Raw genomic sequence first — 22,574 nt, forward strand, 5'->3', positions numbered from 1 at the left:
ACAGGTTTAATGCAAAAGATCAAGCAAAGTCGCAGTGTTTGTCGACAAAAATAGAACATTGATTTTATAAATCAGGTTGAAACAAATTGTATTAAGGGTTTGAATAGCAGCATTGGTTTTAAGACAACAAAAACGTAATGACAACACAATCTTCAGGATGGAAATCCGCCTTTACTGCATTTTTAGATCGCCGTGCGTTGATCATGCTGTTTTTGGGTTTCTCAGCAGGTATCCCAATTCTGTTAATTTTCTCGAGCTTATCTTTATGGTTAGGTGAGGCAGGTATCGATAAGAGCGCGGTGACTTTTTTTAGTTGGGCAGCTCTGGGTTATTCATTCAAATTTGTTTGGGCCCCCTTGGTCGATGAATTACCTGTGCCAGTGCTGACCAAATTATTGGGTCGTCGCCGTGCATGGTTGTTGATTGCACAACTCTTAATTATCTGTGCCATTTCTATCATGGCTTTTTCAGATCCATCTCTTGGTCAGAGTTATCTTTACCAAATGGCTGCTGGTTCTGTGCTTTTAGGTTTTTCTGCTGCGACACAAGATATTGTGATTGATGCCTATCGTATTGAGCTTGCAGAAACGCAAATGCAAACAGTGTTGGCTTCAACTTATAACGCAGGCTACCGCATCGGCATGATCGTTGCGGGTGCAGGCGCGTTATTTTTAGCGGCTTATTTGGGTACAGCCAAGGGCAACTATATTTATGAGGCATGGAAGTGGACGTATTTGGCAATGGCGGCAGTCATGTTGGTCGGGATTGCAACCACTTTATGCATACGTGAGCCACAAGTTGATCGGGTACGTAAAGAATATAAACGCGTAGATTATTATCGTTTAGTAGCAGTTTTCTTTGTATCTGTGGTGAGTTTTGTACTGAGTTATATTTACTCAGGCAAGCTCACTGAAATGCTGATTCAGCTCTGGTCGATCAAAGATAGTTTTGCACTGTTTTGTTTTGAGGCTTTACGTTTTATTGGCTCTGGCGCTGTTGCATTTGTGGTGGGTTCAAGCCTAGTCAAAATGGGCGCTGTGAACCAACAAATGGCCTATGAAACATGGGTGAATCCTGTTGCTGATTTTTTTAAGCGTTATGGCGTGAAATTGGCGTTGGTATTGCTATTGTTGATCGGTTTTTACCGTATTTCCGACATTATTGCAGGTGTGATCTCGAATGTGTTCTATCAAGACTTAAACTTTACCAAAGAGCAGATTGCTGAAGCAGTGAAAGTTTATGGGGTGATTTTTAGTTTGGTTGGGGGCTTTTTAGGAGGACTTCTGGCGCAGCGCATGAACATCATGAAGTTGATGTTTGTCGGAGCAATCTTGGCTAGTTCAACCAATCTCATCTTTATTGGTTTGGTCAAATCAGGACAACCTTTAAATGATGTTGTGATCAATGTTGGTGAGCAAATTTTCACAGCTCAAGCGGATGAGACAGGTGCATGGACAATTAAGGTTCCTGTTGAGCAACTTCAGGCAAATCAAAGTCTAACTGCAACGGCCAGTTTTCAAAATGATACTTCACAGCCTGTCTCGGTCACATTGCCTTATATCAGTCAAACGGGTGCATCTAAGGCATTGCTGTTGCTCCCGATCACGGCTGATAATGTGATTGATCAACGAGAGTCTAAAGCAAGTATCGTAGTACGAGGTCAATACCTTGCTACTCTGGCTGAAAACCAAAGGATTCAATTGAGTTTAGATGGTCAAAGTTTTGATGCAAAGTTAGACAAAGAAGGTGTGTTTAGCGCGGCCATCCCTGCGCAACAGCTCCTTGATTCAAACTCTAAAAAGCTGAATGCTGTATTGATGCAAAATGAACTTACGCAACAACACACTGCACAGAACTATCAGGTGGATCCTGCAGCTGAAAAATCTGCAACTTTAGATGTTGATCTTCAACCAATCAACTTGAATAAAGCGGTTGATGGGCAGTTAGAAGTTAAAGGGAAGGTGATTAAAGAATATAGTTCAAACTGGCTGTATTTTGCGATTATTGTCGATAATTTGGCATCAGGTTTAGCAGGTGCTGCATTTATTGCATTTCTATCAAGTTTGACCAGCGTATCTTTCACTGCGGTTCAGTATGCAATTTTTAGTTCATTGATGACGTTGACACCTAAAATTCTAGGTGGTTATTCAGGCACAATTGTGTCTAATATTGGCTATCCAAATTTCTTTTTGTTGACCACACTCATTGGAATCCCAATTTTAATCTTAGTGGTCTGGGTGGCGAAACTTCTGCGTGAGCATGGCGCTGAGCAAAGTTAAAGCATCGACTTGTCTCGAATTAAAAAAGTAGCTCTTGTGGCTACTTTTTTATGGTTGAGGTTTGAAATATAGGACGGTTTTGCCTATATTGGTGTCTGAGAATAAATTATGAGGAAATTCCAATGCGCATGCTACATACCATGCTACGTGTAGGCAATTTAGAACAATCTTTGGCGTTCTATACTGAAGTGCTTGGTATGACTTTACTTCGTAAGCGTGATTACGAAGAAGGTCGTTTTACTTTGGCATTTGTGGGTTATGGTGATGAAGAAAATCATACGGTTTTAGAGCTGACACATAACTGGGATACGGACAGCTATGAATTAGGTAATGCTTATGGTCATATTGCTATTGCGGTAGACGATGCTTATAAAGCTTGTGAGGAAATCAAAGCCCGCGGTGGGAATGTCGTGCGTGAAGCTGGACCAATGAAGGGTGGCGTAACGGTTATTGCCTTTGTAGAAGATCCTGATGGTTATAAAATTGAACTGATTCAACAAGATAGTAATGCACGTAATAACTAAGCCGTTATTAGGTCATATGCAGTGTGTATGCACAGTATTAATTAAAAAAATATTGAACATATCCTGTAAAAGCTAGCTTTACTTATATAGCTCAGTAAGATGAATTTACCCAAAGGTAAATGAGTCACTGGGCTTTTTCATTTTTAGAGGAATGACAGGATGTTGGTATGTTGAAATTATTGGCACTCGATCGGTTTACGTTATTGCTATTTGTTATGGTGCTCTTAGCCAGCTTAGTCCCTGTTTCAGGCCAAGCTGCCAGTGTATTTGGTGTATTGACGACGGTCGCGATTGCGATATTATTCTTTTTGCATGGTGCTAAACTATCCCGTGAAGCCGTGATTCAGGGCATGATGCACTGGAAACTGCATGCTTTGGTTTTTGCATTTACCTTCATCCTTTTTCCCGTTTTAGGTTTGCTTGCAAAACCTGTATTGGTACCACTACTTGGGCAGGAGTTGTATTGGGGCTTTTTGTTTATGTGCTTTTTGCCATCGACAGTACAGTCTTCAATTGCGTTTACTTCGGTCGCGCAAGGCAATGTTGCTGGGGCAGTATGTAGTGCTTCATTCTCGAATTTGATCGGGATGTTTATTACCCCTGTGATGGTGGCCTTTTTCATTTTGGGGCAATCAGAGCATGGTTTTGATCCAACCTCGTCTATTCTTCAAATCACCTTATTGCTGTTGGTTCCGTTTGTCCTTGGACAGCTACTTCGACCATATGTATTTCCGTATATGCAAAAAATGCCAAGCATCGTCAAAGCATTCGATCAGGGATCGATATTAATGGTGGTGTACGGTGCTTTCAGTGGTGCTGTGGTAGCGGGTCTATGGCAAGAGGTGAGTGTCGGTACGTTAATCCTATTGATCATTGTATGTTCGGTCTTATTGACGATTATTATGTTGTTAGGGTTGTTTTTACCACGTTGGTTGGGCTTTAACCGTGCCGATCAGAAAACCATTTTTTTCTGTAGTTCAAAAAAGACTTTGGCTAGTGGTGTTCCAATGGCACAGATTCTTTTTATTGGACAACCTTTGGGAATGATTGTTTTACCAATTATGATTTTTCATCAAATACAGCTGATGGTGTGTGGGATTATTGCCAACTATTGGGCCAAGCAATCTGAAATTGAAACGAAAGAATAATTGGCTATCTGATACTATATCTCGTATAATATTTGCCACTTGTTGTGCTTAGCTCTGACGGTATCCGTCTCGGTGGGCCAAAAGAATGGTCTGTTATGGTGTTGATCTGCAACTTAATTTAATTAAGTAGCCCTTTCCTCAATTTTGAGAGTGATCAATTGCGATGACAGCAAAACCTTCTTTAATTTTTATGGAGTAATCGACGATGCGCGCCGATATTCACCCAAAATACCAAACTTTAGTTGCTACATGTTCTTGCGGTAACGTAATCGAAACTCGTTCAGCACTTGGTAAAGAAACTGTTTACCTAGACGTATGTTCAGCTTGCCACCCATTCTACACTGGTAAGCAAAAGAACGTTGACACTGGCGGTCGTATCGACAAGTTCAAACAACGTTTTGCTGGCATGTCACGTTCTATCAAACGCGGCTAATAGCAAAAGAAAAAAACGGGCATTTGCCCGTTTTTTTATGCCTATGATTGGGATACAGAGTCATAGAGCTGCTAGCTAGACCATATAATAAAAAGACCCCATATAGAGGCCTTGAAATTTAGAGGCTAGTATTCAAGGTTTAACCTTTACTGATCCTGCACGTCAATCAGATGATCGAGTTTCTTCTGGAAATAATCGCCTTGAATAAAGCGGGCATCGACATTCCATGCATTGGCAAACGAAGTCATATCATTCAGATCACGCAGCATAATTTGAATGTTTTTCAATTGGTGATATACCGCAACTTTTTCTTGGAGTTCTTCCGTGTTGGCGTCGCTACTGAGCATGCGAGTTAAGTTTTCATGTAAGGTGAGATTGTTGATATCGAGCTGACGTAGGATAGATTCACTATAAATACTATTACCAAAGTCACGAATCGAAACTTCAGCACCATATTGGCGAAGCTGGGCAATGTATTTTTGCGCTTCAGCAATGTTTTGGCTGATATCATCTTCAGAAAACTGTAGGATAATTGGATGACTTAACTTACTGCGTACAATGGTAATCAGTTTGGCGATAAATTCATGGAAAGAGCGGTCATTCAACAGTACAGCTTTGTTTAAGTTTACAATCAACTTTGCTTCAGGATACTGAGTGATAAAATTGTGTAGCTGTTTACACGACTCAACTAAAATCCAGCGGTCAAGTTTAATAGACAGTTCGTGATCTTCACTTAACTCTTTGAGGCTCGATATATCTTTCCACGTATTGCCATAAATAAAGCCACTGGTGACCTCATAGGTATATAAATTGGTGTCTTCTTTATCGTAAAGTTGTTGATATTTAAGATGAATCTCACCACGCTCTAAAGCTAGATGTAAAGCTTTAAGTACCGTAGGCTCATTTGCTGTTTTTTGAGTGTCTAAAGTATCGCTGACAGTAGGGTTAATCAACTCAATCACAGGCATGTCAATACTGGCTCTTTGCTCAATTTCGCAATCGTCTTGATTAGTCGGTAAAGCGGTTTTAAAGGCTGAGCATAATAAGTTTTCAAACTGACCTTGATTTGAAATTTCACCTTTCAACAAAGTATAGCCAATGCGTAAATTTACGGGATAGCTATTGTTTTCTACCGTAATGAGTTGTGGTTTGGTGAGCGCATTTAACGCAATCAGCTTAGACTCGAGTTTGACCTGTGTTTCCGCTTGGAATAAACCAACGATGGTTTGCCCACCCGCTTTAAATAGAGGAATATGAGTCTGTTCATTTAAAAAGCTGTAAATATTGTTAAAATAATCACGCGTAGTTGCCCAGTTGGCTTTAAAAATTTCATCTGGACAAGAGTTGAGTGCAAAGCTAACCAAGGCATTCTGATCAGAAGGTTGTTTGGTCATAGCACGGTTAATTTGTTGATACGTATTAGGTTGTATCGCATGATTTTCAGTGTTGACTGATGGAGCAGCAGAGCGTTCAGATTCGGCTTCAATCGTCAGTTGGAGCGCATCATCTTCAGGCGCAGTTAAAAACTCAACTTTTAAAGGATTGTGAGTTTGGGCATTGCTATTGAGAGTAGCAACTTCAAAAGCACCTAAATCAAACTGACCTTGTGAAATTTTCTTAAAACGGATTTTAAAATCGTTTACATCTTTCGGCTGGAGAATATCAAGCAAAGGTTGACCGATAATATCATCTTCAGAGCTTAAGCCGAACAGTTGTAAGTATTCAGCATTGGCTGAAACATGAATCCCTTCTTGAATTAAAGCAATGGCTTTATTACTTTCTTCAACTAAAGCCTGTGCTTGGTTTTGCACTGTTTCAAGCTCATTCATGAGTTGTTGTTGGCTTTGCAATAAACGACTTAATGACAGTGCACGCAGTAGACCTAAGTAAAAGTTATCCGCTTCTTCTAAGTCCAAAATATCATAGACTCCTTTACGAATAAAACTTGCGTATTGGGTTGATTGATATTCATCGGGCTTTAATAAAATCAGCGGTAAATTGACTTGGTTAGAGTTGCGAATCAGAGTCAGTGCTTGTTCATACTTTAAGTCATAAGCACGGCCAAAAATCACCACATCCCAAGGCAGATGAAGCTGTTTTTCAAAGTTTTGTAAGTCATCCAATAAGGTGGCATGAACTTGATGATCGCTAGAAGTTAAAAGGTCACGAATTTGGTTATAACGGATCTGATTATCATCAATAATGAGTAAACGTGTTTCCGTACGTTTTAACTTTTTAGATAATAATGGATTTCTCACTTCAATGCTTCCCATAAATCATGATTCTTAATAGCATTCATTTGCTTTTGAATAAAACTTTGAACCAATGGTTGTTGTTGGTCATTCAACAATTCATAATCAAAACGAATAAAGCTTTGTGTAATTAAATGTGCTTTTACTAAATAAATTTTAAGATCTTCATCACCTAGGCGTAAGTGAATGGTTTGTTTTTCTCGGTACATATTCGAACCCGGCACAATGAGACTGGTTTGTACTTCATCTAGCTGGGACGTTTGCACCAATAATGCAGGTTGATAGTTCTGAGTGGTTCGGTCTGTTTTTACCATAACGGCACATGGGAAAAGATCTTGCGCTAAGATTTCTAACCCTAGTTCCAAGCTTTTTTCACTTGATTGTTTAATCCAGCGAATCACACCGCCGCGCCATTGGCTATGCGCATTTTCTTGAACCAAAATAAACTCACCTGTTTTTAAATGTGCAGGTGTTGGTCCAGTCCAGCGAATACGGTAACCATTCACACTAATATCTAAAACTTCGGCAGGGTAGATTTGTTTCGATTCACGATCAATCATACGAGCAAAACTCGTCTCCACAGGAATATTATTGTTCATGGAGTTGATTACGTGACTTTCATTCTGAAAGTTGTAGTTGCCTTCTAGCTCTAAAGTTTCATTAAAGTTCTTGCCTTTAGATAAATAGAAATGTGCGACTGATAGGCCAAAGCAAATTTGTAATTGTGCAGAGTATTCATAACGTTCATGCTTACGTTCAATATTATTGGTCAATAAGTTATGAATGTGAAAATGCAAAGCAGGGGTAAGGAAAATCTTCTCATCGCGAGACAGTGGCTCAGCACGTTTGGTTTGCATCTCTGAGAGATGATCAAGCAGGGCTTGCGTCGAGATAAAAATATTCGGCTGAATGTGACTGTTTTTTTGAGAATTATAAGTTGGTGGATAATCTTTTGATGCATCGACAATATAGCGAGATAAGGTTGTTTCTTTAGGTAAAATTTGAATCAGTTTCGCCCAATCAAAGCTACACAAAAACAGCCCTTGAATCTCACCTGGACGGATTTGATGGGTATTAAAAATATCCAATAGAATGAGCTGCGCATAGGCTTGACTAATATTGCTCAGTTGATGCTGCGTGCCTTGTATTTGATTAATGTTGGTCAAATAGAAGTTATTTTGAATAGCAGAATCCAAGAGTTGATGAGCTGCTAGCCACTGACCCGGAATCGGGGAGCTATAGAGCAAGTGTTGTTGGTACAACAACAGTGACAGTTGTTGTAAAGCATAATAACTCGATACGGTTCGAGCCGTTTGTAGGTTCTTTTTTTGGTTAAAAGCAAATAGAGAAAACTTATTTTGAGTGATTTTCTGAGAAACACGTTTTGCAATGTCGATATAGACTTTAGCGAAATGACTACGCATTAATAAGGCAAGCTCAATAATATGGTCATTTCGGTCAGTGGTGATGAGGCCTTGATTAAAAAAATGTTTCTCTAAACTGGTAAGCACATTTTCCAAATTCGGATGCAGTAATTGAACCAAATCAAAACGAAGTGTTTCAGTGACTTGAAGCTCGGAGACTTCAATTAAAGCTTGAAATAAGGAACGAGAAGAGTCACCCAATTGTAAAATGGATAAGTTTGCCAACCATTCTTGTAAGCCTTTGACTGTGCTTGGGCAGAAACTAAGCTTATCCAACTTTAATTCGGTTGGTTTTTGGAAGATATCTGAAGTACTCGTCGTCATCATCGTTATTATTTAACTCAAAAAGTTGAAACCCCGAAAAGTGGTGTCTTATTCTTTTCTCCCGCAATTTCCCTGACCAGCTTGGGAACCAGATAGCCGGGTAGATTCGCCAATAATCCTTGATACAGAGAATCAATGTATTGCGGGTTTAAATCAAAATGGTGCGCCCCTTTTACTTTATCTAAAACATGTAAATAGTATGGCAACACACCTGCATCGAATAAACGGTAGCTCAAATCTGTCAAAATTTGAACGTGATCATTAATCCCTTTCAACAAAACAGCTTGATTGAAAACGGTGATTTTTTCTGCGACTAATTGCTGTAATTGACGGCAGGTAAAATCATCCAATTCCGATGCATGATTTGAGTGTACCACTAGAATAATGCGCAGCCTACTGTTTTTTAAGATGGAAATTAGCTCATCATCGACACGGTTAGGCATTACGATGGGAACTCGTGAGTGAATTCTCAAAAATTTCAATTGGGGAACACTTTCTAAGCGTTCAATCCATAATTTTATTTTACGATTAGACAGCGTTAAGGGGTCTCCGCCACTCAAAATGACTTCATTAATGTCAGGTTGCGACTGAATATAGTGTTGAATATTGATCCAATCTTCTGACTTTGGCAGGTTCTCTTGATAAGGGAAATGTCGACGAAAACAGTAACGACAATGAACCGCACATGCCCCAGTCAGAGTAAGTAAGAAACGAGTTTTATATTTGTGCAAAACACCGGGTTGTTGGTTGGCTTGTTCCTCACCCAAGGGGTCGGTCACGAAGTCGGGATGTTCTTCAAGCTCAAGATGATGGGGCAGGACTTGAAGGAGTAAAGGATCAAGCGGATTACCTTTCTGCATTCTTGTCACAAAAGCACGGGGAACACGGAGTTTAAATTGGGTTGATGCAAGCAGTGCGCCTGACAGCAGTTGCTCAGGAGAAAGCTCTAGAATGTTAAGTAATTCTAAAGGGTCAGTAATTAAATCACTGAGTTGAGCTTGCCAATTTTGTTCTTGGTACAAATAATGAGTCATGCAATAAGGGGTCAAATACTAGGTCAAAAGAAAGTTAGGTCATCAAATCGAGTGATGTCGAAACGAGTTGTTCGGATGTGTGCGGTCTAAAAGGGCTTTTTCAATACACAAAAACACGCGGAACGGGGTTATTTTATCAAGATCTTCGGCCTATAGGCAGTGGATTTTCATTGCTTCATAACACCTTGCTCATTTACAATACGAGGCATCAAAAAAGATGCCCTATCTTTACAGCCCAGCTTTTCAAAGCTTTGGTGTCTAAGATAAAGACATAAATATTTAAGTTAGTTAGTTTGGAGTGCGCCAGTCATGGCCTATTATTCTACGAATGATTTCAAGTCAGGCCTTAAGGTTATGCTTGATGGTAACCCATGTTCAATCATGGAAAATGAATATGTAAAGCCAGGTAAAGGTCAAGCATTTAACCGCGTAAAACTACGTAATTTACGTTCTGGTAAAGTTTTAGAAAAAACATTTAAGTCTGGTGATTCTTTAGAAGCGGCTGACATTGTAGAAGTAGAAATGGAATACTTGTACAACGACGGCGAAATGTGGAACTTCATGGATCCTGTATCATTTGAACAGATCGCTGCTGACAAAACAGCAATGGGCGATGCTGCAAAATGGTTAAAAGATGATTCAAATGAAAAATGTACCATTATGCTGTTCAATGGCGTGCCATTAACAGTAAACCCACCCAACTTTGTGGTTTTGAAAATTGTTGAAACTGATCCGGGTGTACGTGGTGATACTTCTGGCGGTGGTGGTAAACCTGCAAAATTGGAAACAGGTGCTGTAGTACGTGTTCCATTATTTGTACAGCAAGAAGAAAGCGTTCGTGTAGATACTCGTACTGGCGATTATTTAGAACGTGCATAATGGTTTAAAAATAGACTATTATCGCAAGGGATGATGAAAATCATCCCTTTTTTTATGCCAAAGTATTAGATCAAAACAAGGAGATGCAGAGTAAAGTCGCAAAGGAAAACAGCAGTACCTCGAATAATTAAAGACGCTGATTGAATGCAACAAATATGAGGGATTGAAATGGAATCTGTTCAGCCGAAGTCAACTCTGACTTCAAAAATCATCTGGCTACTGGTAGCCATCGTCGGTGCAGTCTCTTTTGGGATATTGGCACTGAGTCGTGGTGAGCATGTCAATGCCATCTGGCTCGTACTTGCTGCGGGCTGTATTTATAGTATTGCTTATCGCTTCTATAGTTTATTTATTGCAAATAAAGTTTTTGAGCTTGATGAACGTCGCTTAACTCCCGCGCATCGTTTGAATGATGGTCTGGACTATGTTCCAACCAACAAAAGCGTTCTATTTGGACATCACTTTGCAGCGATTGCAGGTGCAGGTCCATTAGTAGGGCCTATTTTAGCAGCGCAAATGGGCTATTTACCTGGCACGATTTGGTTACTTGTCGGTGTCGTGCTTGCAGGTGCAGTCCAAGATTTTTTGGTGTTGTTTATTTCTACCCGTCGTGATGGACGTTCACTCGGTGAAATGGCAAAACAAGAGCTTGGAACTTTTGCAGGTATTGTGGTTATGCTTGGTGCGTTGGGGGTAATGATTATTATCCTTGCTGTTCTGGCACTAGTCGTGGTCAAAGCACTTGCACATAGCCCGTGGGGCGTATTTAGTATTGCTGCAACGATTCCAATTGCACTCTTTATGGGGATTTACATGCGTTTTATCCGCCCGGGTAAAATTGCAGAAGTATCTATTATTGGTTTCGTTTTGATGATGCTCGGCATTGTCTACGGTGAAAATATTGCACAGCATCCATATTGGGGTGCGTTCTTTACCCTGTCGGGTACAGAGTTGACTTGGGCGCTGATTATTTATGGTTTCGTGGCTTCAGCACTACCTGTGTGGTTGTTGCTTGCACCACGCGATTACTTATCAACCTTCCTAAAGATTGGTGTCATTGCAGGTTTGGCAGTCGGTATTATTTTCGCAATGCCAGAAATGAAGCTGCCAGCATTCACGCAATTTATTGATGGTACAGGCCCTGTGTTTGCAGGTTCAATGTTTCCGTTCTTATTTATTACCATTGCTTGTGGCGCAATTTCAGGTTTCCACGCTTTAGTGTCATCAGGCACCACGCCGAAACTTGTGAACAATGAACGTGATATTCGAATGATCGGATATGGCGGTATGCTCATGGAGTCATTTGTTGCAATCATGGCCTTGATCTGTGCTGCAGTGCTGGATCCGGGTGTATATTTTGCGATTAACTCACCAGCCGCTTTACTGGGTACAAGTGTCGACACCGCAGCTGAAGCTGTTCGTAACTTAGGTTTTGTTGTTACTCCAGAAACATTAACTTTACTGGCTCAAGAAGTGGGTGAAAGTACCATTCTTTCACGTACTGGCGGTGCGCCAACTTTTGCCATTGGTATGGCTCACATCATTACGGAAATTTTCAATAGCCGTGAAATGATGGCGTTTTGGTATCACTTTGCCATTTTATTCGAAGCACTATTTATTTTAACGGCAGTTGATGCGGGTACGCGTGCGTGTCGTTTCATGGTGCAAGACACAGTTGGGATTGTGATTCCTGCGGTGAAAAACTCACATAACTTCTTCGGAAACTTGTTGGGTACAGCAGTTGCGGTTTCAGGTTGGGGCTTCTTTGTTTACCAAGGGGTCGTCGATCCGCTCGGGGGCATCAATAGCTTATGGCCACTGTTTGGTGTGGGTAACCAGATGCTTGCGGCAATGGCATTGATCTTAGGTACGGTTATCCTCTTCAAAATGAAGAAAGAGAAATATGTATGGGTCACGATTATCCCGACGGTATTCTTGTTGGTAACCTGTATGACCGCGGGCTGGCAGAAAATTTTCCACGAAAATCCAAAAATTGGTTTCTTGGCACAAGCTGAACGCTTTAACAATGCAATTGCAAACAATGAAATTTTAGCACCAGCAAAAACAGTTGCTGAAATGCAGACCGTTGCGATGTCAAATCAGATCAATGCTGCATTGTGTGGATTCTTTATGATTGTGGCGATTGTGATGCTCTTTGCTGCAATTAGAGTGATTCGTCGTGCATTGGCAAGCCCAGTTCCGACAGTGCATGAAGCAGAAGCCATTTATCGTGATCCAGAAGACATTCAGCCATCAAAAGCTGGACATTAAGGAGAGTCGGATGAATCTAAAATTTGCTAAAAGTAGAAAAACGATGATTTATAAAATCATCAAAATGACCGTGATGTCGCAGAAAGATTTGATTCTGAACCCTAAAAATTGGTCTCGAATTGCGACATTGTGGCAACGTTTGCAGCAAAGTTTCCGCTTGATGGTGGGGGTGCCTGATTATCCAAACTATTTGGAGCATATGAAAAAGCACCATCCTGATTTAGAAGCGATGGATGCTAAAACTTTTTATCGTCATTGTGTGGATGCGCGTTACCCATCTGCAACAAATGGCATGAAAAAGTGCCCTTGTTAATGTAATGAATCAGTTTAAAGACGGCACTTCGGTGCCGTTTTTTTGTTAAAAATCGAGTGAAAATACTCAATTACATGCAGTTGTACGTATTAGATTCGACAGTGTACTTTTTTACATGAAGCAAGTGGTTGCATCGTAGATTAAATCATAACGAACACGGAGTGTGAGACATAAATGTTTATGTCTTATATTTGACAGCTTTTGATTGTTATAGCTCTTAAAATACTGGAATGTTTGCAAAGGGAAATTTAAGGAAAGGTAGTGTTTTAAAGCTCGCAGAGCAATGTGGTAGGTAGGCGCCAATCAATGCGCGACTTATAGAATTGATTAAGCAAGCAGATAAACCATCTCAATCATCTTCAATGAGTGCAGATATTTTAAAAGATCAGTTGAAATCTGCAGTGAAACAATAACTTTATCTGAGGGAAGTCATTCATGCGAAAATCATTGAATATTTATAAGGATCGCCTTTGAGTATGGTTGAAAAACCTGTATGTTAAACCTTGATTTATATTTTGATTGGGGAGAATAAGGTGCTTTGGGGAAAAGAGAAAACGGTAGAAAAGTTGCAATATGACATGCTGGATGAATCACAGTTAAGTATTTTTTATCCAAAAATTCAAGAATTCCTCAATCAAGTCAATCAAATCGTTTTAGATAAAAATCAACAAACCCAATTAGCCTTATGCAGCCTGTTAGCTGGTGGGCATATCTTATTTGAAGACTTGCCCGGTTTAGGCAAAACCACATTGGCCAGTAGCTTGGCCCATTTGGCGGGTCTTCAATTTAAACGGATTCAGTTTACCAATGACATGCTGGCAAGCGATGTGATTGGGGTGAATATGTTTAACCAAAAAGAACATCAGTTTGAGTTTAAACAAGGGCCAATTTTTACTCAAATTTTACTCGCAGATGAAATTAACCGCTGTAGTCCGAAAACGCAGAGTGCGCTCTTAGAGGCGATGGAAGAGGGTGTGGTGACAATCGATGCAAGTCGTTATGTACTACCGCAGCCTTTTTGGGTAATTGCAACGCAAAACCCACTTTTTCAAAGTGGAACCTATGCACTACCAGAGTCACAGCTCGACCGTTTTCTTATGCGGTTATCTTTGGGTTATCCATCCCGTCAGGCAGAAAAGGCTTTATTGCAGCAACAATCTCGTCATGACTTGATTCAGCAGTTGATGACAGTATTCTCCGAACAAGACATTCTGGCCTTACAAACTTTGGTGCCACAGATTTATCTGTCTGAGGAAGTCTTGGATTATATTTTAGATTTGGCGGCTGAGACCCGTAAAGGTCGACATGGTTTATCTACACGTGGCGTACTGGCTTTGAAGAAAGCAGCACAAGCATATGCTTTGGTTAAAGCCCGTGCATTTGTTACACCGGATGATGTGCAGGCTGTATTTGTCGCAGTGACCGCGCATCGAATAGGGCTGGGTGAAGCTGAAACTGAGCAACTTATGAAGCAAGTCAAAGTTCACTGATAGGATAAGCTGACACATGCTGTGGCAAAACTGGATCAACAAACGCTTTCAATTTAAGGCTGAAAAACAACTGACCCAAAAAGATGTACTGGTGTTTATTTATCAGCAAGGATATTTGTATGTGGTGCTGATTTTAATCACCTTTATTGCAGGGGTGAATTATGCCAATAACTTAATTTAAGCTTTTTGTTTTTTAATCAGTGCTGTGCTGTGTATGACTTTTTATTTGACCTTTAAGCAGCTACATGGGTTAAGTATTGACCTTGTATTACCTGAAATAGGGCAGGTTGAGAGTGCATTGCAATTACAAATGCATTTCAAACAACTGCATTCGCAGCCTCGATACCTTTGGATTACTTATGCTGATCATATAGAACAGTTGTTTATTCAAGATACCCATCAGGTGGTCGATTTAAATTTTTTTCCAAAAGCGCGCGGACAGTTTAGTTTTCCAGAGATTAAAATATATTCGACTTATCCATTTGGTCTTGTTCGCGCTTGGAGTTATTTTTTCATTCAGAAAACCCTGTGGATCGCGCCTAAAGCTAAGTCTTTAGCGGCAGAAAATAAACAGCAACAGCACAGTTTTGAACCAGACATGGATGAATTTCGAGAATTACGAAATTTTAAAGAGGGCGACTCTTTACAGGCGGTTTCATGGAAACAAGTGGCACAAGGACAAGGTCTATTTATTAAAGTCTTTGAGCAACATCAGGATCAACACAGTTTAGACATTCACTATGCACATATGCCGAGTCCTTCACATGAAGAAAAATTGAGCTTAATGATGGGCTTGGTTGAACAATGTGAGCAGTTACAATACGCCTATGCCCTGTATTTACCTCATACTGAACTGGCCAAAGGGATAGGACGAGAACAATACCTTCAAGCCAAATTACTTTTGGCTCAGGCATAGGAGAGTAATATGCATTCTTCTATTCGTATTGCCATTGTACTGACACTGAGTTTGATTTGGATCACACAACTAAGTTTTAGTCCTATGCTCTTGAGTGTCATTTTTGCCATTTGTATTGGCTGTCTATGGTATTTCATGAAATCTACGGGCAACCATTTCCCGAAATGGGCAATTTACATTTTGACCCTTGCTGCTCTAGCGGTCACTTTTTGGAGCTATCAAAGCTTTTTAGGGGTGGAAGCGGGCGTAGCCGTTTTAAGTATCTTTCTCTTTGCTAAAGCCTCAGAAACAAAAACGCAGCGTGATGTGATCATTTTGTTTAACTTTGCTTTATTTGTTGCGGCGAGTATGTTTTTACATAGTCAGTCATTTATGACGGCGGTGATGGTTTTACTCTGTTTATTGAGTTGTTTGTTGGGGCTATATCGAGTGCAAACCCATTATTTTGCATCTGAAAACTCGAATCGTATGGCATTAAGGCAAGATGCAAAACACGTCATTAAATTTGTAGGTCTCGCACTGCCTTTTTTTGTGCTGCTGTTTATCTTTTTCCCGCGTTTACCGCCACTTTGGCATATTCCAATTCCTGAAAATAAAGCAGTGACAGGCATGAGTGACAGTATGTCACCTGGAGATATTGCGCAATTATCCCAGTCCAGTCATTTGGCTTTTCGTATTATTGGTGATGTCACTCAGCTCCCAAATCGTTCAGAGCTTTATTGGCGCGCGATGGTCTTAGATCAATATGATGGGCAAAAGTGGACCAGTAGTTTTATTAATCAACAAGGTATTGCGGATGATACCTTAACGCATATCTCTACATCCAAAAAATGGAACTATCAATATCTACCCGCTGATGTCGCGATTCCGTGGATTATGGCATTGGAATATTCACAACCCTTAGAGCGACGTTATCAGCTACGTCAGGATTGGAGTATTCAGGCTTATCGTCAAGTGCAGCGTGTGGAACCTATTGCATTGCAATGGATGGGAAATGTTCAATTTGGCCAAAGTGAATTATCTAAAATACAACGAAGCATAAACTTAAAAGCGCCTGAGCACATGGACTTGAAAGCGCAGCAATTGGCACAGCAGCTGTTTAAGCAAAGTGACGAGAACCCGAAACGTTATATCCAAAATGTTTTGCAATGGTATCGCAACAATGGTTTTAGCTATACCTTGCAACCGGGCTTGTTGGGTCAGCATCGTATTGATGAGTTTTTGTTTCAATCCAAACAGGGTTTTTGTGAACATTATGCTTCTAGCTTCGTGATGTTGATGCGTTATGCAGGAATTCCAGCACGTATTGTGGTTGGGTATCAAGGTGGTCAGCCTTCACCAGATGAAAAAAGTTGGGAAGTTCGACAGTTAGATGCGCATGCATGGACGGAAGTCTTTGTGGATGGGCATTGGAAACGCTATGATCCAACAGCCATGATTGCACCACAGCGTATTGAACAAGGTATGCAAGATTTAATGAGCAAAGATGCCAGTGTTTGGGGTGAGAGTAGTCGATGGAATGTACAGCGCTATTCGGTATTAAACAAAATACGCATTTGGAGCGATTATGCAAGCTACCAATGGCAAAGTAAGGTGGTTGGCTATAATGCAGAGACTCAACGAGGTTGGTTACAGAAGCTAGGACTTCAATCCAGTTATTCATTGGTATTGCTGATTATGATTGGCATTGGTGGATTAGTTTTACTGTACTGGCGCGTTATATTTTTGCATAAACGTGCTCAAACTTCTGAATATGACATGGTCGTTCAGTCTTTTTCTAGAAGCTTAACAACTGAACAGCGTAAACAAGATGCCGAAACGGTAAACAAATGGTTGTTGCGTTTAGCTCAAGACGTTAAACCTGAACAGCAAGTTTTATTTCAGCAGGCAGCTGAGTATTATCAGCAAATGCGTTATTCCAATAGGTTGAATTTAAAAAATATTCAACAATTTAAACAGATGCTTAAAACTTGTACATTTACTTTAAGAAACAATAAATAGCGCTTGTCATACTTTTTAAAAGTGAATATTATGCTTTTACTTCAGGTGTATAGCTCAGTTGGTTAGAGCGCTACGTTGACATCGTAGAGGTCTCCAGTTCGAGTCTGGATATACCTACCAAAATTCGTTGATATTTCAACACATTAAAGCCCACTTAAAAAGTGGGCTTTTTGTTTTCGGGGTATTTTCGGGGAATGGCGTAATTCCCCAATGTGGAAAACTCGTTCATTTAAACTTAAAAACGATGATTAACGGTAGCTAAATAAATAACAATTTGGACATCTATTCTTACTTAATTAAATTTTGGAAAAATGTAGGCTGTTTATGTCATTTGACTTCGTAAAAATCTTTAAAAAAATTGATCTTCATAAAAATGATCTAGATATTGATAATTTCATGATAACGATCATCAATCATTGTCATGAAATGCAGCCAAACAAAAGTTGGGATCTATTCAAAGAATTAGATTACACAACAGAAGTTAAAAGTTTAGCAGCCCACGTAATTGACTCTTTAGAAAAAGAGGCTTTTCCTTTTATTGAGCAAGGATTTTGGTGATGTGTGCTGAAAAAACAGGAGGTTTTAACTTGGTAAACTAAACACACTTATCAGGAGTTTACCATGAGCAAGAAACACAAGACTTACACCACAGAATTTAAAGCTGAAGCCAATCAAGGCAATGTCTCGGAAACAGCTAGACAACTTAGCATTTCAATGCAAACTCTTTCAAATTATAGCTGAATACTTAATTTATTATCACACCTAAAACCATAGGAAATGAGGTTTTACAGATGTTTCCATGTGCTAGTGTTTCTAGAATTTAGCTATAGAATACCAAAGCAAAGGCTGGAACTTTAGCAGGTACAAAACAGTATTCACCTGATCTAAACGCTCTACTCGAAGAAAATAAAAAACTCAAACAACAGCTCAAAATAGCTGAAATGGAACGTGAATTTTTAAAAAAGGCAGCAGCGTACTTTGCCAAAGAAAGTCAGTAAGGTACGCCTATATGAAACAAAAAAGATATTCTTTTCCAATTACCTTAATGGCTCGATTACTTCATGTTTCAGTTTCATGTTTTTATGATTGGCTCAAGAGAGGCGTGAGCAAAAGAACGATTCAACGAAATCAACAGACGATATTGGTGAAAATAGCCCATGAGGAGACAAGGCAGAGCTATGGTTATATTCGATTAACCAAATACTTACAAGCTCAGGGTATAAAAATGAGTATGTACGCTGTACGTCAGATAAAAGCGCTGAACCACCTGTATTGTAAGCGACACAAGCGTTTTAAAAGAACTACGAATAGTGACCATAATCGAGCGATCTATGAAACCTGCTGGAGCAACAATTCTCAATGACTAGACCAAATCAAGCATGGTCAAGTGATATTACGTACATATGGACTTTTGAAGGATGGCTGTATTTAGCAGCGGTAAAAGACCTTTACACGAAGCAAGTGGTTGGCTATAGCTTAAATGAGCGCATCACAACACAGCTTGTTTGTAATGCGCTAAATATGGCTATTCCCAATCAAAAACCAACCAAAGAACTGATTGTGCATTCAGACAGAGGAAGTCAATATTGCAGCCATGAATATCGAAATATACTTGAGCAATATGGTTTTCAAGGTTCAATGAGCAAGCGCGGAGACTGTTACGATAATGCACCGATTGAAAGCTTTTGGGGAATACTGAAAAATGAGTTAGTGCATCATTACAACTATCAAACCAGAGAAGAAGCCAAAGCAGATATTATAAAATACATTGAGTTATTTTATAATCATCGAAGAATTCAAAAGGGTTTGGGTTTTAAGACACCAAATCAAATGGCCGAAGACTTTTATAAGGTGGCTGCCTAGAATCTCCCAAGGGAAAGTCTCCTGATAATTCAGCGTATATCAGACTTTTCCGCACCAAAGGTACAATTTATTGAAGTGAAAATGACCGCCTGAAAGGGCGGTTTTTTATGTGTTGATAAAATAGAATTGTGGGCTAAGAAATCTTTAGTAGAAGGGCTCTTTAACTTCAAAATATTATATTAAATAGATTGTAAATTTTTGGTAATTTCTTTGAATTCGAGTACTGAATTTTGGGTGTTGGGCACGTGAGCTGATATGTATTCATTCTTGGTTTGAAAAAAGATATCAAAGCTTTGACTCATGAATGAATCTTGTTGACTTTGCTTTTGGTAGATAGGGGCTAAATAGTTGATATAGTGATTGATCCAATCTGCTTGAGTAGGAAAAGCAATGTAATCTTTAAGATTTGCATAGAGATTTTTAAGATCAACTGAAATTGCATCAATATCAGGGCTAAAGAGCCAGATAGTAATATCCATCGGCTTGATTTTAGTTAAGGTATAAGGCTGTGAGGGATCAAAGCGTTCTATCTTATAAAGTTGAGCGCCTTCTTCACTATAGCTAGTACATAACAGTTTAGTATTTTCGACTTGAAAATAACTTTTCCCAATTTCTAGCTCTCTAAATTGTCTAGATATATCGAGGCATTCGGGAAGTTTCGTGATATCTGATAATGCTAATTTTTTAAATAACTCAATTGATCTGTGAATGACATAGCTTTCACCTGTACCTGTGATAACCCCATCATTCCAAGAATGGATTTTTGCCGTCTTTTCTATTTTCTCACAGCTTTCACTAATGTCATTGATTACAATATGTTTATTGTCTGCTGTAATAACGATGCTATCATTTAATTGGATGGCTACAATGAATGTCATTTTTAGTCTGAGGCACTGAATCATTATATTTTTTATATTAATCCAATTTTGGATTATTTATTACAATTGAAAAAAAATAGGTAAACCCATGGCTGGTGGTTCTCAAATTATCATCAATAAGGATGGTATTAAAATTATTACGCCTGCAAAGTTTGAAGCCAAAGCAGACCAACATTCATTCAAAAGTGGGGCGGATGTTGATTATGATGTCCCATATCTACCTGATAAAGAGAACCCTTATATTTTGCAGTATCTTGTTAAAAATCAAGATAATGAAGTGTTGGGTAATAAGCCATATTTATTAATCGATGAAGATGGAAATGTTCAAAAAGGTGTAACAAACAAAGATGGACTTATGAAATTAAAAACTACATCAACACAAAAAACTATTGTTACAAGAGTGTTAAATACTGAAATTGAAGAAGCCGAAGATGGTGGAACATCAGAAAATTAGGACAAGAATATGCATTATTCTAAATTAGAGCTAAAAGTTGATAGTCCACTAAAGCTAAAAGATCTGAAATACAAGTTTATTGTTAAAAATAATCAGAGTAAGAGGATCACTTTATCAGATTTAGGTAATTTTGATGATAAAGGGTTTACAAAATTGTATGAAATTTACAATTTAAATACGACCTTGACTTATGAGATTTATCTTCGTGGAAAGGTAATCCAAACGATTTCGGCCAAGCCATATCCTGGTAAGAATAATTGGAGCTTATTTAAAATAAAGTTAACCAAAGCATTAACTAAAAAAGCTACTGAAAATATTCAAGATGTGTATATCAAAGATGATGAAGCAGCATGGTATTTGGTGAAAAGTAAACAGACTGTTCTAGAACTAGTAGGTAAAGTTTTTAAAGCCCCTTTAACACCATCAGACTGGGAAATTCTTCAAAAGAATAATACTCATTTAGGGACTCTTGCCTCAATGAGATATTTAAATCCAGGGCAAGTAGTAATTTTATCAAACGTAACTAAGGGTAAAAGATTAGATAAGTATAAGCAGCAAGCTAAAGAGGCTCAAAAAAAGTTAGATACCCTTACTAAAGATCCTAAATTTGATGCTGAATTTTTCGCCGAATATTATGAGTTTTTCTTTGATGCACTTCATGATCCTTACGCTGGTTTAACAAAATTAGCTGAAGAAGATATGGACTTTACTGAGAAATATGCAGATAACATAAATGGATCAGCAATAAAATCCACTTTAGATGGTGCTTTTAATTTAGCAGATTCGTCTAAAGAGCGAGTACTAAAAAACTACGGTGCAATTCTTAATCAATTGAATGTAGAAAGAGCGAAGAATAGTAGATTAGCTAACCCTAAAAAATTCGCTGAATTTAAAAGAGCAAATGAGAAACTATTTAAAGATTTTGACAATGCTTATTCTCGTAGGATTTTTCATTTCGATACAGGTATAAAAACTCCGAATCTTCGTCGCCACTTACACCAAACAGCATTTGTTCGTGGACAAAACTATAAAGGTGGTTTAGATGGATATCTAAATAATATTAATGATGCAGGAAAAGTTAGTAAAACCGTCAAAGCAGGTGGCTGGCTTTTTTTAGGGATGGATGCCGTAGAAGCAGGATTAACTATTCATAAAGCATATGAATCAGGTGACAATGATGAACTCAGAAAAGCTTCAATTGTAGAACCTTTAAAGATTGCAGGTAGTGCCGGTGGAGCATCATTAGGAGGATATGCTGCTGGTACGGTAGTTGGTCTAATAATTGGAGTTGGTACTGGAGGAGTAGGGCTAATTGTTATTGGTTTAGCTGTTGCAGCTGGAGGCTACATTGGTGGAGAAATAGGGAAATCTAGTGGTGATATAGCTGAAACATTTATAGCAGATCAGATAAATGAATATTATGAGTAATTCTCAATTTTTTTATAATGTAATTAATATATTAAATATATTATTTTTATTTCTTTATTTAATCTCTATGTTGATTGAACGAACATATATCAAAAGAAACTTATCTAGAATATGTAAATTATCATTTGATAATGAGAGTTATTTTACTAAGATTGATTTAGGTAATTATATAGTTCTCAGCTTCTTGCCTATTGTTATACAAATAGGTTTTTTACGAGAAAAAATTATTTTAAAGAGAAAAGTGGTATTTCCAAATCCTCCAATTTTATTTTCATCTATCAATGATGAAAAGATGGATACATTTTTTAAAAAATATAAATCTTGGTTATATATATCTAATTTAAAATGGATATTTGGATTTTCATGGTTTTTTATTATTGGTGTAATAAACTTATATTTAAAGTAATTAAGATAGTACCTTATCAAAGGTACAACTTAGTGAAGTGAAAATGACCGCCTGAAAGGGCGGTTTTTTATATCTAATAATCGAAGACTACAAGCCATATTTTAATACAAAATTCCTATGAGCAATTTGAAGCAAAAGCCTAAAAAAGCTGTAGAGAAATGGTAATCCTCCCATAAATAACCGAAGTTAAAAGTAGAGGTTAAGCAGCCATTAGAGGTGGCCTTCCTTTGTTTGCTTGGTGTGGTCTTTCATAGTTG

General features: G+C 38.7%; 17 protein-coding genes, 1 tRNA gene and 3 pseudogenes. 17 read left to right on the forward strand and 4 right to left on the reverse strand.

Annotation, left to right across the window (positions count from 1 at the left end):
• Positions 1–137: 137 nt before the first annotated feature.
• The 4 genes from ACG9ZB_RS05835 to rpmE all read left to right on the forward strand — a co-directional run bounded on the left by ACG9ZB_RS05835 (position 138) and on the right by rpmE (position 4,384).
• Positions 138–2,279 carry an AmpG family muropeptide MFS transporter gene (locus tag ACG9ZB_RS05835; protein ID WP_419324766.1) on the forward strand — a complete coding sequence of 714 codons (2,142 nt, stop codon included), beginning with the start codon at positions 138–140 and terminating at the stop codon, positions 2,277–2,279.
• Positions 2,280–2,401: 122 nt separating this feature from the next.
• Positions 2,402–2,803: a lactoylglutathione lyase gene (gene gloA, locus ACG9ZB_RS05840; protein ID WP_010326466.1), complete on the forward strand. Its 402-nt coding sequence runs from the start codon at positions 2,402–2,404 to the stop codon at positions 2,801–2,803.
• A 167-nt stretch (positions 2,804–2,970) separates the two neighbouring features.
• On the forward strand, positions 2,971–3,951 hold the full coding sequence (locus ACG9ZB_RS05845; protein WP_419324768.1) for a bile acid:sodium symporter family protein: 981 nt from the start codon (positions 2,971–2,973) through the stop codon (positions 3,949–3,951).
• 205 nt (positions 3,952–4,156) lie between these two features.
• Positions 4,157–4,384, forward strand: coding sequence for a 50S ribosomal protein L31 (gene rpmE / locus ACG9ZB_RS05850; RefSeq protein WP_419324769.1), 228 nt, complete (start codon positions 4,157–4,159; stop codon positions 4,382–4,384).
• A 146-nt stretch (positions 4,385–4,530) separates the two neighbouring features.
• Here rpmE and ACG9ZB_RS05855 read toward each other — a convergent pair whose 3' ends face one another.
• From ACG9ZB_RS05855 to epmB, 3 genes are read right to left on the reverse strand one after another with little or no spacing between them, the layout of a single operon-like run.
• Positions 4,531–6,657, reverse strand: a complete 2,127-nt coding sequence (locus ACG9ZB_RS05855; protein ID WP_419324771.1) for an EAL domain-containing protein — start codon at positions 6,655–6,657, stop codon at positions 4,531–4,533.
• Complete coding sequence (locus ACG9ZB_RS05860; protein WP_419324804.1) at positions 6,639–8,384, reverse strand: GTPase; 1,746 nt, start codon at positions 8,382–8,384, stop codon at positions 6,639–6,641. The genes ACG9ZB_RS05855 and ACG9ZB_RS05860 overlap by 19 nt, the downstream gene beginning before the upstream one ends.
• 17 nt (positions 8,385–8,401) lie before the next feature.
• The gene (epmB, locus tag ACG9ZB_RS05865; RefSeq protein ID WP_348930029.1) at positions 8,402–9,418 is read right to left on the reverse strand and encodes an EF-P beta-lysylation protein EpmB; all 1,017 of its coding nucleotides are present in this window, start codon (positions 9,416–9,418) and stop codon (positions 8,402–8,404) included.
• Positions 9,419–9,727: 309 nt separating this feature from the next.
• On the opposite strand from epmB, the gene efp reads away from it, so the two are divergent.
• The 10 genes and pseudogenes from efp to ACG9ZB_RS05915 all read left to right on the forward strand — a co-directional run.
• A complete protein-coding gene (efp, locus tag ACG9ZB_RS05870; protein WP_004693574.1) occupies positions 9,728–10,297 on the forward strand; it encodes an elongation factor P in 570 nt (189 codons plus the stop codon).
• 168 nt (positions 10,298–10,465) lie between these two features.
• On the forward strand, positions 10,466–12,568 hold the full coding sequence (locus tag ACG9ZB_RS05875; protein WP_195728899.1) for a carbon starvation CstA family protein: 2,103 nt from the start codon (positions 10,466–10,468) through the stop codon (positions 12,566–12,568).
• A gap of 10 nt (positions 12,569–12,578) precedes the next feature.
• Positions 12,579–12,881, forward strand: a complete 303-nt coding sequence (locus ACG9ZB_RS05880) for a YbdD/YjiX family protein (RefSeq protein ID WP_419324774.1) — start codon at positions 12,579–12,581, stop codon at positions 12,879–12,881.
• A 533-nt stretch (positions 12,882–13,414) separates the two neighbouring features.
• A complete protein-coding gene (locus tag ACG9ZB_RS05885; RefSeq protein WP_419324776.1) occupies positions 13,415–14,371 on the forward strand; it encodes an AAA family ATPase in 957 nt (318 codons plus the stop codon).
• Between the two features lie 16 nt (positions 14,372–14,387).
• A pseudogene (locus ACG9ZB_RS05890) lies at positions 14,388–15,287 on the forward strand (DUF58 domain-containing protein).
• A gap of 9 nt (positions 15,288–15,296) precedes the next feature.
• Positions 15,297–17,288, forward strand: a complete 1,992-nt coding sequence (locus tag ACG9ZB_RS05895; RefSeq protein ID WP_419324778.1) for a transglutaminaseTgpA domain-containing protein — start codon at positions 15,297–15,299, stop codon at positions 17,286–17,288.
• 43 nt (positions 17,289–17,331) lie between these two features.
• A tRNA-Val gene (locus ACG9ZB_RS05900) sits at positions 17,332–17,408 on the forward strand.
• Between the two features lie 204 nt (positions 17,409–17,612).
• The gene (locus ACG9ZB_RS05905; protein WP_419324780.1) at positions 17,613–17,846 is read left to right on the forward strand and encodes a hypothetical protein; all 234 of its coding nucleotides are present in this window, start codon (positions 17,613–17,615) and stop codon (positions 17,844–17,846) included.
• Between the two features lie 63 nt (positions 17,847–17,909).
• Positions 17,910–18,020, forward strand: a pseudogene (locus tag ACG9ZB_RS05910) (transposase); the annotation flags it as partial.
• Between the two features lie 98 nt (positions 18,021–18,118).
• Positions 18,119–19,151 (forward strand): annotated as a pseudogene (locus ACG9ZB_RS05915) (IS3 family transposase); the annotation flags it as partial.
• Between the two features lie 179 nt (positions 19,152–19,330).
• Here ACG9ZB_RS05915 and ACG9ZB_RS05920 read toward each other — a convergent pair.
• Entirely contained in the window at positions 19,331–20,029 is a 699-nt protein-coding gene (locus ACG9ZB_RS05920; protein WP_419324782.1) for a hypothetical protein, read from the reverse strand.
• Positions 20,030–20,117: 88 nt separating this feature from the next.
• On the opposite strand from ACG9ZB_RS05920, the gene ACG9ZB_RS05925 reads away from it, so the two are divergent.
• The 3 genes from ACG9ZB_RS05925 to ACG9ZB_RS05935 are packed head-to-tail and all read left to right on the forward strand — an operon-like array spanning position 20,118 to position 22,317.
• Entirely contained in the window at positions 20,118–20,483 is a 366-nt protein-coding gene (locus ACG9ZB_RS05925; RefSeq protein WP_419324784.1) for a hypothetical protein, read from the forward strand.
• A 9-nt stretch (positions 20,484–20,492) separates the two neighbouring features.
• Positions 20,493–21,911, forward strand: coding sequence for a hypothetical protein (locus ACG9ZB_RS05930; RefSeq protein WP_419324786.1), 1,419 nt, complete (start codon positions 20,493–20,495; stop codon positions 21,909–21,911).
• On the forward strand, positions 21,904–22,317 hold the full coding sequence (locus tag ACG9ZB_RS05935; RefSeq protein WP_419324788.1) for a hypothetical protein: 414 nt from the start codon (positions 21,904–21,906) through the stop codon (positions 22,315–22,317). The genes ACG9ZB_RS05930 and ACG9ZB_RS05935 overlap by 8 nt, the downstream gene beginning before the upstream one ends.
• Positions 22,318–22,574 lie beyond the last annotated feature (257 nt).

Origin of the sequence: Acinetobacter johnsonii (genome assembly GCF_048551975.1) — a bacterium.
Lineage (GTDB): Bacteria > Pseudomonadota > Gammaproteobacteria > Pseudomonadales > Moraxellaceae > Acinetobacter > Acinetobacter johnsonii_A.